The sequence below is a fragment of the Myxococcales bacterium genome, assembly GCA_012517325.1.
GTDB lineage: Bacteria > Lernaellota > Lernaellaia > Lernaellales > Lernaellaceae > JAAYVF01.
The window spans coordinates 1-11300 of the sequence record JAAYVF010000017.1 but is presented as its reverse complement, the minus strand read 5'-3'; the positions used below and the strand labels follow the sequence as shown (position 1 = coordinate 11300).

11 protein-coding genes are annotated in these 11300 nt (G+C 57.0%); 5 read left to right on the top strand and 6 right to left on the bottom strand.

The genetic code is table 11. The annotated features are described in order from the left end of the window. Window positions 1-504 precede the first annotated feature (504 nt). Entirely contained in the window at window positions 505-1428 is a 924-nt protein-coding gene (gene glyQ / locus GX444_03865; GenBank protein NLH47724.1) for a glycine--tRNA ligase subunit alpha, read from the top strand. Continuing rightward, on the top strand, window positions 1425-3491 hold the full coding sequence (locus tag GX444_03860) for a glycine--tRNA ligase subunit beta (protein NLH47723.1): 2067 nt from the start codon (window positions 1425-1427) through the stop codon (window positions 3489-3491). The genes glyQ and GX444_03860 overlap by 4 nt, the downstream gene beginning before the upstream one ends. A gap of 37 nt (window positions 3492-3528) precedes the next feature. Here GX444_03860 and GX444_03855 read toward each other — a convergent pair whose 3' ends face one another. The 4 genes from GX444_03855 to GX444_03840 all read right to left on the bottom strand — a co-directional run bounded on the left by GX444_03855 (window position 3529) and on the right by GX444_03840 (window position 6425). Then, a complete protein-coding gene (locus GX444_03855; protein NLH47722.1) occupies window positions 3529-4122 on the bottom strand; it encodes a hypothetical protein in 594 nt (197 codons plus the stop codon). Between the two features lie 12 nt (window positions 4123-4134). Then, the gene (locus GX444_03850; GenBank protein ID NLH47721.1) at window positions 4135-4959 is read right to left on the bottom strand and encodes a hypothetical protein; all 825 of its coding nucleotides are present in this window, start codon (window positions 4957-4959) and stop codon (window positions 4135-4137) included. 62 nt (window positions 4960-5021) lie between these two features. Then, window positions 5022-5882 carry a hypothetical protein gene (locus tag GX444_03845; GenBank protein NLH47720.1) on the bottom strand — a complete coding sequence of 287 codons (861 nt, stop codon included), beginning with the start codon at window positions 5880-5882 and terminating at the stop codon, window positions 5022-5024. Between the two features lie 168 nt (window positions 5883-6050). Continuing rightward, window positions 6051-6425 (bottom strand): hypothetical protein, encoded by a 375-nt coding sequence (locus tag GX444_03840; GenBank protein NLH47719.1) that lies wholly within the window; start codon window positions 6423-6425, stop codon window positions 6051-6053. A 493-nt stretch (window positions 6426-6918) separates the two neighbouring features. Here GX444_03840 and GX444_03835 point away from each other — a divergent pair, with 493 nt between their 5' ends. From GX444_03835 to GX444_03825, 3 genes are all read left to right on the top strand, one after another. After that, on the top strand, window positions 6919-8898 hold the full coding sequence (locus GX444_03835; protein NLH47718.1) for a ribonucleoside triphosphate reductase: 1980 nt from the start codon (window positions 6919-6921) through the stop codon (window positions 8896-8898). A gap of 143 nt (window positions 8899-9041) precedes the next feature. Next, window positions 9042-9236, top strand: a complete 195-nt coding sequence (locus GX444_03830) for a hypothetical protein (GenBank protein ID NLH47717.1) — start codon at window positions 9042-9044, stop codon at window positions 9234-9236. Between the two features lie 74 nt (window positions 9237-9310). Beyond that, window positions 9311-10009, top strand: coding sequence for an anaerobic ribonucleoside-triphosphate reductase activating protein (locus GX444_03825; protein NLH47716.1), 699 nt, complete (start codon window positions 9311-9313; stop codon window positions 10007-10009). Between the two features lie 4 nt (window positions 10010-10013). Here the strand turns inward: GX444_03825 and GX444_03820 are convergent, their stop codons facing one another. Further along, window positions 10014-10976 carry a hypothetical protein gene (locus GX444_03820; protein ID NLH47715.1) on the bottom strand — a complete coding sequence of 321 codons (963 nt, stop codon included), beginning with the start codon at window positions 10974-10976 and terminating at the stop codon, window positions 10014-10016. 214 nt (window positions 10977-11190) lie between these two features. Beyond that, on the bottom strand, window positions 11191-11300 hold a 110-nt coding region (locus GX444_03815; GenBank protein NLH47714.1), incomplete at its 5' end, for a transposase.

The following is an 11300-nucleotide window of genomic DNA, read 5'->3' as shown; positions in this document are numbered from 1 at the left end:
CGCTCTTACACCAGTCAAGTCGCTGGCGCTCCCGGCGTGGTTTCCGGCTTGCGCACGGTTAGACGGCGAGGGTTTTTATCGCGGCTGCTAAGCCGCTCCTACACTAGTCAAGTCGCTGGCGCTCCCGGCGTGGTTTCCGACTGGCGCACGGAACGACGGCACGGGTTTTTTCGGGGTCGGGCTTTGGGATGCCGAAACAAGTTCGGCATGACGGATTGGCGGGCGGCGGCATGACGGATTGGCGGGCGGCGGCATGACGGATTGGTCGGCATTTCCCCCTCATCCCTGCCCTTCTCCCACGAAGGGAGAAGGGAAAGCAGTTTCGCCCTTCGCCCTTGCATGGGGTCGGGGGTGAGAGCGCTCCCCGCGTGGACTCCGGCAGGCGCACGGAAAGACCGCGGCAAATCATCCATTTCCTTTAGCCCGAGCGGCCCGCTTCCCGTTGACAGCCCCGGCGGCTCACGTTAGGTTCCAAACGACTTGAACTCAACAAGGAGAAGCGGCGTGACATTCCAGGAACTGATCCTGGCCCTGACTCACTACTGGGCCAGGCAAGGATGCGTCATTGTTCAGCCGTACGACATCGAGGTCGGCGCGGGCACGATGAACCCCAGCACCTTCCTGCGCAGCATCGGTCCGGAACCCTGGAACGTGGCGTACGTCGAGCCCAGCCGCCGGCCGACCGACGGCCGGTACGGCGAAAATCCGAACCGCCTGCAGCACTATTACCAGTTCCAGGTGATCATGAAGCCGAGCCCGAAGAACATCCAGGAGCTGTACCTCGACAGCCTCAAGGCGTTCGGCGTCGATCCGCTCAAGCACGACGTGCGCTTCGTCGAGGACAACTGGGAAAGCCCGACCCTCGGCGCCTGGGGCCTGGGGTGGGAAGTGTGGCTCGACGGGATGGAAATCACGCAATTCACCTACTTCCAGCAGGCGGGCGGCTTCGACTGCAAGCCGGTGGCGGTCGAGATCACCTACGGCATCGAGCGGATCGCCATGTACCTGCAGGGCGTGGACAACGTTTACGACCTGGTGTGGATCCCGGGCGTTTCCTACGGCGACGTCTACCACCAGAACGAGGTCGAGCAGAGCACCTACAACTTCGAGGTGTCCGACGTGGCCATGCTGCTGGACCTGTTCAACAAGTACGAGGCCGAGTGCAAGCGCTGCCTGGAACGCGGCCTGACGCTGCCGGGTTACGATTACTGTCTCAAGTGCAGCCACACCTTCAACCTGCTGGACGCCCGCGGCGCCATCAGCGTCACCGAACGGGTCGGCTACATCCTGCGGGTGCGCGAACTGGCCCGCCGCTGCGCCGAAAGCTGGCTGGCGACCCGGGAAAAAATGGGCTTCCCCCTCGTCAAGGATCCGGCGCGCCGCGCCAAACTGCAACTCGATCAACCGCAAGAGGAAGCAAAGCAATGAGCGGCACCCAATTGTTCTTCGAGCTCGGCACCGAGGAAATCCCCGCTCGTTTTCTCCCCGAAACCGAGGCGAACCTGCGGCAAGCGCTAACCGACCGTCTGAAGGCGCTGGACCTGGCGCACGGCGCCCTGACCGTCTTTTCCACCCCACGCCGCCTGGTCGTTTGCATCGATGAACTGGCCGAACGCCAGCCCGACCGCCTGATTGAAAAAACCGGCCCTGCTAAAAGCGTCGCCTACGATCACGCCGGCAACCCAACGAAGGCCGCGATCGGCTTCGCCACCGGACAGGGCGTCGCGGTCGAGGAACTGCAAATCTTCCCGACCGAAAAGGGCGAATACATCGGCGTGAAAAAGACCATCGCCGGCAAGCCGGCGGCCGACCTGCTGCCCGACCTGCTGACCGAGGTCGTTTTCGGCCTGCCCTGGCTCAAGTCGATGCGCTGGGGCGATTCGGAAATCCGCTTCGTGCGGCCGATCCACTGGATCGTCGCGCTGTTCGGCGGCAAGGTGCTGCCGCTGACCCTGGGCGACGTCGCGGCCGGAAACCTGACGCGCGGCCATCGGTTCCACGCGCCGGCCGAATTCGCCGTCGCCGATTTCGCCGACTACCTGGCCAGGCTGGAAGCCGCTAAGGTGCTGGTCGACCCCGACCGACGCCGCGCGGTGATTCGCGCCAAACTACTGGAATTCGCTAAGGATCTGGGCGGCAAATGGATCGTCGACGAGGACCTGCTGACCCACGTGACCTACCTCGTCGAATGGCCGGTGCCGCTCCTGGGCCGCTTCGATGAAAAATACCTCGATCTGCCGCGCGAGGTGCTGGTCACCACGATGCGCGAACACCAGAAATACTTCTCGTTCGAAAATACCTCGGGCGATCTGTTGCCCGCGTTCTGCGTGATTTCCAATATCGAGGCCGATGATCCCGAGGTCGTGGTCGCCGGCAATCGCCGCGTGCTGCTGGCGCGGCTGGAGGACGCCCGGTATTTCTGGGAGCAGGATCAGAAAAAGAGCCTCGACGAACTGGCGGGCAAGCTCGACGGCGTGCTGTTTCACAAAAAACTCGGCAGCTACGCCGAAAAAACCGCCCGCGTCCGCAAACTGGTGGTGTTTCTCGGCGCCCAGGTCGCCCCGCAGGCCCTCGACGAGGCCAAGCGCGCCTCGCACATCTACAAGGCCGATCTGCTCACGGGCCTGGTCGGCGAGTTCCCCGAACTGCAAGGCGTGATGGGCATGTACTACGCGCGGCTCGCCAGCGAAAAAGAAGCCGTCGCCGGCGCCATCTTCGAACACTACCTGCCCCGCTTCGCCGGCGATCAGTTGCCGGCCGGCGCGGCGGGCGCGCTGCTTTCGGTGTGCGACAAGCTGGATTCGATCGTCGCCTGCTTCGGCGTCGGCCTGCAACCGACCGGGGCGGGCGATCCGTACGCGCTGCGCCGCCAGGCGCTGGGCGTGCTGCACATCCTGGCCGATCGCGGCTGGAACGTCCCGCTGACCGATCTGGTCCGCAAGGCGCTGGACGGCGTCGAGGACAAATTCAAGGCCGACCGGGCCACCCTCGAGGCCGAAATCCTGGCCTTCTTCCGCGACCGGCTGTTCAACTTCATCCGCGGGCGCGGCGCCAGGGCCGAAATCGCCGAGGCCGTGCTGGCCGTGCGGTTCGACCACGTCCCCGAAACCCTCAAACGCCTCGCGGCCGTCGAGGAATTCGCCGCCGGCCCCGATTTCGACGCCTTCGCGGCGGCCTTCAAACGGGCCGGCAACATCGTCAAGGATTACACCGGCGCGGGCGAAATCGACGAGGCGCTGATGACCGAACCGGCGGAAAAAGAGCTGTTCCGGGCCATGCACGCCGTGCGCGGCGAGGTCGAAAAGCACGTCAAGGCGGGCGAAATCCTGCCCGCGCTGGTCACCATCGCCGGCATCCGGCCGCAGGTCGATCAGTTTTTCGACGACGTGCTGGTCATGCACAAGGACGAGGCGATCAAAAAGAACCGCCTCAACCTGCTGCACGCCGTGGTCGGGCTGTTTGCCGCCATCGCCGATTTCCGGAAGGTGTAAGGGAGAGAAATATTTCCCCCGGCAAGAGGCCTAGAACCTAGTCAACCTTGGTCCATTCATTCCACCGATCCGGAAGATAAAGGTTGTCGTTGATCAGGAATTTAATCGGATATTCGTTGTAAGCCGTCGTGCGGCTATACTCCATACTAATTTCCTGATAGGTGAAAAGAATGCTGACCCAACCGGCATTGATGCTTTCGCCATCGTCGACATCGGGTGGGTTGAATGCGACGTCCAAACGGGCGCTGATCACTTCAGCGGTATCCAGCAAAGTAATTTTGATTGGCAATAGATAGCTGTATATGACTCCGGCATCGGGATTGTAAGATTGCGGCCAATCGAATTCACCATCCGGATCGCATTCGATTAACCGCTGCAAACCGTCCAGATCCTCGTAAGTGCCCAGATGATAATCAAGAATCGCCAGGGCGTTATCCCGGTTTTCCTCACTCGCATCAGCGGGAACACAGTCCTCGGGAGAAGGCGTATCGTCATCCGCCGCTCCATCGTTGTCGTCATCGTCTTCATTATCCGAGCAGCTCATCGGCAGGAATAAAATAAGCAGAAGAGCCGCCAAAAACAGGAATGATATTCTCGAACCTGTATCGCTAATCATCAATGGCGGTTTCATTTTAACGCCTCCTTATTCGTGTTTGTTCTTCAAAGCATCTATTTCCAACATTTCGATGCCGCTTCCGTCCACCGCTTCATATTGGAAAATGTATTTATAATCCATAATCGATCGTTTTTCATGATCCGAGCCTTCCGTATAGGAGAAAAAACCCCCTTGCCAGAAAGGTTTGCCGCCATTCATTTTCTCATTGAGAATCGCATCGATAGTGTATTGGATTTCATCGTCTGTAACTTTGGTAAAAAATCCAAATGGCGTATCCTCGATTGGCCGCCACCGAATATCCGCTCTCCACAAAACACCATCGATACTGTAAGAAAATTTTGCTCCGCCTTGGAAGACGGGGATGCCATTGATCCGCCTTTTTACCGACACAATAAAACCGGCAATTTTTTCATCGCCAATCAGGGTTCCTTCTTTATCCTCCAATTGAGAGACAATTCGCACGGTATTAATGTCGCCGATTTCCGTATTCTTGATTCCAAGCTTTTCAAGTAAGTAAAGTGTTTCCCTTTCGAGTGAATTCGAATTCACACTCAAATCACTTTCCTCGACTTCTCTGCGCTCAATATTTTGTTTCAGTAGAAATAAATGCCCGGAATTTTCATTCAGACGCAATTCATACCCTGGGCCATTCAGTTCCATAAATCCGTTCCGTAAATCGTATTCCGCTTCGGAATAGTCTAGGTTGAAAACACCGGCATCCTCAAGCAGGAGACTTTGGGAATCATCAATACTATCCTTATACTTAAAAATGGGGATTTTTTCCACTGCGTTTGTTAAGCTTGAGATAGTCAACAGAAAGAAGAGAATTAACAGGAAAGATACCTTCTTCATGCTTATCACTCCCATCGTTGAATGTTTTCGTTTGCCTTCACCGTCACGGACAAATTTCCAAATTAATACCCGGCGCAACCTTCGATCGATAAACGTTTAAAATATGTAGGGTTCAAAACGTGACCAAAACCTTGGCGATTACCGTATGTTTCATTTTCAATTCTACTAGTTAAATCACTATTGCAAGTTCCCGAGGTATAAATAACTGGGCAGCGGTCCCAACAAACAAAAAGATCATCGCCCACTCGAACGCACCAAACATTATCCTCCCACATATCTGTCCAATTATAAGCAACTGAATCATTTTGGGCATTATGGGCGAATATCTCATATTCCTGGTGCATATTAAAATCTACTTTACCATCATAACCACTGATCATATGTACTCCATGGAAAGCTGGTCGCCAAGTATGGCTATAGGACTGATTTGTCAGTTCCATTGAATAGCAACTATGCAAATGAAAAAAATCAATATCGGAAGAAGAACCACAACTTGCTGCACCCAGAGACATGGTTGTTCGTGGATAAACATAACAATTAGAGCCTGCTAATTTATTCCCTTGAAATCTATATTCGTCACCTTCGCCCCTAAAATCAGAGGACTGTCCATGTCCTGCAATTAGGGCGATATCATATGGTTCAAGATTGACGTCGTCTCTACCATAAGAAGTTAAATCGCAGTCTGACATAGTCCTTTTTACATTATTTGATGAATCATTTAATTCAATTACACTCCATGAATACTCCTCCATTTCGTCAATATATCCTTGGAATAACGAAGTGAGATCAAGGATACCTGGTGATGTGCCGCACTCATAGACAGAGTAGATTAAGGGGAAAAGCATGACATCATCATCGGCTACTAGTATCGAAGAAAACAACAAACCGAAAACCAGAACAATCGCGAGCAGGTATTTTCGCATGATCTCCTCCAAAAAATATTTAGCTATAATCTAGGTATTTTTATAATAAAACACAAGATATTTATTAATCATTTTTTTTTGAATTTTCACTACTTACATACTCAAAAGATATTATATTATAATAGATACTAATTATATTGAACTCTTATTGCTTAAATCTTTACCACTTTATGTCATTTGACATTCTTGTCCGTAACAAAACGTTTTTAATAATCTGGAAGGATATCCCGGTAACCGCTTTCTTCGCGCAAATGGGCTTTTCCTTAGGCCCTGAATTTGAAAATCAAGAGGTGGCGCTTCTGAACGAATTGAAGAATCTTTTATTCGTATTGATATTTTGCAGGCTTGGAAATGGTCACTTCCTAAAAGTTGAAGCACCCCATTAGCACCTTTAAAAATAATAGGCCACCGGAAAAAACCGCAGGTTTCTTCCTTACAGCTTGGGCAGTTTTTATCACGATGTTCTTGGAAGTGAATTTTCTCGATTTCAGCCATTTGCCGCTGTAGACCTTGATTCCAGTTGCCACGACCGGTCGCGTTCATACCTTATTTCCCTGCCGTACACGGTCGATGAAAATCGTATTAAGCTTCTGTTTGTTTTCCAATAAAGAGCGTTATTGGACCTTCCGGCACTGAAAACGCCGTCTTAAAAGCTGAAAAAAGAAAGGTTTTTAGCGGAAATTGTCGTGTTTTTTAACAATACTACTTATAGGGGGGTGTGCGGAATTTTTCCACAACATCTAGATTTTTTCCTTGACAGATTTGCGGCGGATGTCCTAGCATTCATCCTTGCTTGGTAGTTTTGCTTAAAAACAGATTTAGCTTTAGATTCCAGATCATAGACGAAGAACCTTAAAGCCGGTTCTCATCTTTGAAAGTCGGGCCTTTTGTGCGGGGCAAAACCACCGGGTTTGGTGGGCCAAGCAACCAGTAGAATCGACATCCAGTGACCGCGACCCACCCAGGAAATAGCGCAGCGAAGCAACGGGTCGGCTCTTTTTAAAAAACATCCTCAAGGGCTCCAGGAGGGCTCCTGATGATTCGTTCGATTATCAAACGCGACGGTCGAGTGGTTCCGTTCGACCGAAAAAAAATAGTCAAAGCGATCTACAAAGCGTTTGAAGCCAACGGCAGCAAGGATCTGGCGACGGCGGAGCGGATCGCCGACGAAACCGTCGATCTGCTTTCGCTGCTTTACAAGGACAAGCGCATCCCGTCGGTCGAAAACGTGCAGGATCTGGTCGAAAATCGCCTGATCCACAACAATCTGGCCGACATCGCCAAGCGCTACATCATCTACCGCAACGAGCACGCGCAGTTGCGCGACGCCCGCAAAATGATCTCCGACGCGGTGGAAGTGATCGACTCCTACCTCGAAAAGACCGATTGGCGGATCAACGAAAACTCGAATATGAGCTTCTCGCTGCAGGGGCTCAACAACCACATCAGCTCGAAGATCAGCACCGAATACTGGCTGAAGAAAATCTACCCCGAGGAAATCCGCGGCCTGCACCAGAGCGGCGATTTCCACATTCACGACCTGGGCCAGATCTCCGCCTACTGCTGCGGCTGGGATCTGCGCGACCTGCTCTACCGCGGCTTCGGCGGCGTCTACGGCAAGGTCGAATCGGGCCCGCCGCGCCACCTGCGCACGGCCCTGGGCCAGGTGGTCAATTTCTTCTACACGCTGCAGGGCGAAAGCGCCGGCGCGCAGGCCTTCGCGAACTTCGACACCTACCTGGCGCCGTTCGTCCGCTACGATCAGCTCGATTACAAGCAGGTTTCGCAGTGCCTGCAGGAATTCATCTTCAACCTGAACGTGCCGACGCGCGTCGGGTTCCAGACGCCCTTCACCAACGTGACGATGGACCTGGTGTGCCCGCCGAACCTCGCCGACGAGGCGGTGACCTTCGGCGGCGAGCTGACCGGCGACACTTACGGCCAGTTCCAGGAAGAGATGGACGTGCTGAACCGGGCGTTCTGCGAGGTGATGATGGCCGGCGACGCCAAGGGCCGCATCTTCACCTTCCCGATTCCGACCTACAACATTCACCGCAACTTCGACTGGGAAAACAAGAACCTCGACATCCTCTGGCGGATGACCGGGCGTTACGGCATCCCGTACTTCGCCAATTTCGTCAATTCCGACATGAAGCCCGAGGACGCGCGGTCGATGTGCTGCCGGCTGCGGCTGGACGAGCGCGAACTGCGCAAGCGCCTCAACAAGCGCGGCGGCGGCCTGTTCGGCGCGCACCCGCAAACCGGCTCGATCGGCGTGGTGACGATCAACCTGCCCCGCGTCGGCTACGAGGCCAACGACGAGCGGAGCTGGTTCGGGCGGATCGACTTTCTGATGGAAAAGGCGAAGGAAAGCCTCGAGCTCAAGCGCAAGGTGCTCGACCGCTTCACCGAGCAGGGCCTGTACCCCTACACCCGCCACTACCTCGACGCGGTGCGGGTCTCGCACGGCTCCTACTGGTACAACCACTTCTCGACCATCGGGCTGATCGGCATGAACGAGGCGCTGGTCAACTTCATCGGCAAGGACATCACCACGCCCGAGGGCAAGGCTCTGGCCACGCGCACGCTGATCCACATGAACGACAACCTCCTGGCCTACCAGGACGAATCGGGCAACCTCTACAACCTCGAGGCCACGCCGGGCGAAGGCACCACCTACCGGCTGGCGCGGATCGACGCCAAGAAGTATCCCGACATCTTCCACCAGGGCAAGGAAGAACCCTATTACACCAATTCGACGTGCCTGCCGGTCAATTACACCGAGGACCTGTTCGAGGCCCTCGAGCACCAGGACGACCTCCAGGTGCTGTACTCCGGCGGCACGGTGATGCACGGCTTCGTGGGCGAAAAGATCGACAACATCGACGCGGTGAAAAAGTTGGTGCGGCGGATCGCCGAAAACTACCGGCTGCCGTACTACTCGCTCACCCCGACGTTCACGATCTGCCCGGAACACGGTTATATCCCCGGCGAACATTTCGAATGCCCTTACTGACAGGGCTTTGGAAGTGCTTGCCGGTCTGGAAATGGCGGCCGCTCGGGACCGCCAGGGGGTCTGAAGCGAAGAGCTGAAGTTGGGGGAAACGGAAGCGTCGCTGAACGATCAATGGAGTCACGGGGGAGGAGGAGAGAAGAGACATGAGTTGCAAGCACAAGACGGAAGTGTACAGTCGCGTCGTCGGTTACTATCGCCCGGTCCAGCAATGGAACAAGGGCAAGCAGGCCGAATACGCCGACCGGCTGCCTTTCAAACTGACCGGTAAAATGTTCGACGCCGCGCTCGCGGCGAAGACACCGACGGTCACCACCGCGCTCAGCCAGCAGAGCGCTTAGTTCGTCGCATCCACATTGCGGGGTCACCCGGCTAGCGATTCGCCGCGGCGCGAATCACCGGAGGAGTTTCACGCGTGCGCATCGCGGGCATCCAAGGGCTGTCGTTGATCGATTTTCCGGGTAACATTTCCGCCGTGCTCTTCGTGGCCGGCTGCGATTTCCGCTGTCCGTTCTGTCAAAACCCCGGCCTGGTCAAAATCGATCCGCAACTGCCGCAAATCGAATGGCGCGAGGTTTTGGATTTTCTGCAAAACCGGCGCAAAATGCTCGACGGCGTCACGGTGACCGGCGGCGAACCCCTCGCCTTCCCGGCGATCGTCGATTTTCTCGAGCGCCTGCAAAAGGAAACCGGCCTGCCGATCAAGATCGACACCAACGGCAACCATCCCGACATCCTGGCCCGGCTGATCGAACAAAGCCTCGTCCAGTATATCGCGATGGACGTGAAAACCGCGCCCTCGCGCTACAGCGAGGCGGCGGGAACGCTGGTCAACCTGCACCACATCGAGGAATCCGTCGAGACGATCAAGAGCAGCGGCATCGCCTACGAGTTCCGCACCACGGTGGTGCCGGGGCTGGTGGACGACGCGTCGATCGACGAGATGGGCCGCATCCTGCAGGGCGCGAAACTGTGGGCCTTCCAGCAGTACCAGAACCGCGTCGTGCTCGAGGAAACCTACCAGGAGCGCAAACCCTACCCGCCCGACAAGGTCCGGTCGCTGGCCCTGCGCGCCCAGCCTTACGCCGAAAAGGTGATCGTCAGAGGGTTGTAGGCGGTTACTTTCGCCGCACTTCCACCAGCAGCGACTTGGTGACGCGGCCGGCGAAGTCGCGCACGGGCACGGTGATCGTGGCCGGGCGGAAATCGGCCAGCGTTTCGGTGAGAAAAAATTGCTCGTCGAGGGCGCGGCCCGCGTCCAGGCGACCGCTCAATTGCAGGATCAGCTTCTTCGCCGTCGACCCGTCCGCCGCCGGTTCGGTCACCCACACCGGGTAGAGGTCGACCGCCAACCGGCCGGCGAGCGGCGCGATCTGTTCGGAGGGATCGGTGCGCAACGCGATCGGCCGGGCGCCGAAGGACCGACCCACCCCGGCGCGCGCGGCGAAGACGAACTGGCCGAGAAAAATCGGATCGTCTTGGCGCTGCAGCATGGCCGCGTCGCCGACGGGAATCAGCGTCAGGCGCAATTCGAACGACAGTTCCTCGCCCGCCGGACGGGAGAACGGCGGCCACGCGGCGGGTGCGGGTTCGTCACTGGCGCGCAGTTCCGCGCCGCCGGCCAGCAGCCGCATTTCGAGGGCCTTTTTAAATAGCTTGCCGCCGCGGCCGATCTCGCGCAGGGTGGCTTCGCGCTCGCTGCGCGTGCCGGACGGCGTTTCGAGGACGCCGTCGCCGTTCGCGTCCAGGTAGCCGGCCGCCGCGCCGTCGGGCTGAAACAGGTAGACGCGGTCGGCCGCGCCGTCGGCGTCGGTGTCGATCTCGACCCGCGCGTAGCGGTCGCCGCTCGGGAAGATCGCGACGTCGACCTTGCCGTCGCCGTCGGCGTCGGCCAGTTCCCAGAGCGTCCGGCCGTCGGCCGACACCCGCCAATAGCGCGCGCCGTCCGCCGCCTGCCACGCTTGCGTGACGGGACCGTCGTCCGCCGCCGCCAGGGCCAGGCAGGCGACGACGAGCAGCCCGATCGTTTGTCCGTATTTCAGTTTGCGCCTCCGGTTTGCGGGTCGCGCCGATCTTAGCAACCGCCTTCCCTTCGGATCAAGCGGGCGGTTAAAAAACACGGCCCCGGGCGACCACATCGGGTCGCCCCTACATTACCAAGGCATTGATCCCCTCGCCTGCAAAACGGGAAAGGGCCTGCCCTGAGCCTTGCCGAAGGGGTCGGCGAAGCCGGGGTGAGGGCAATTCAAAAAAAACCATTTGATAGCGTAGTGTCCCCCCGAAAGCAAGACAGATTTAGGCGGCTTTTAGGGTGAGGTAAGCCGCTTCGACCTCGTTCGGCGTCCGGTAACCGAGCGCCGAGTGGATTCGTTTTTCATTGTACCAGCGGACATATTGGTCGATGG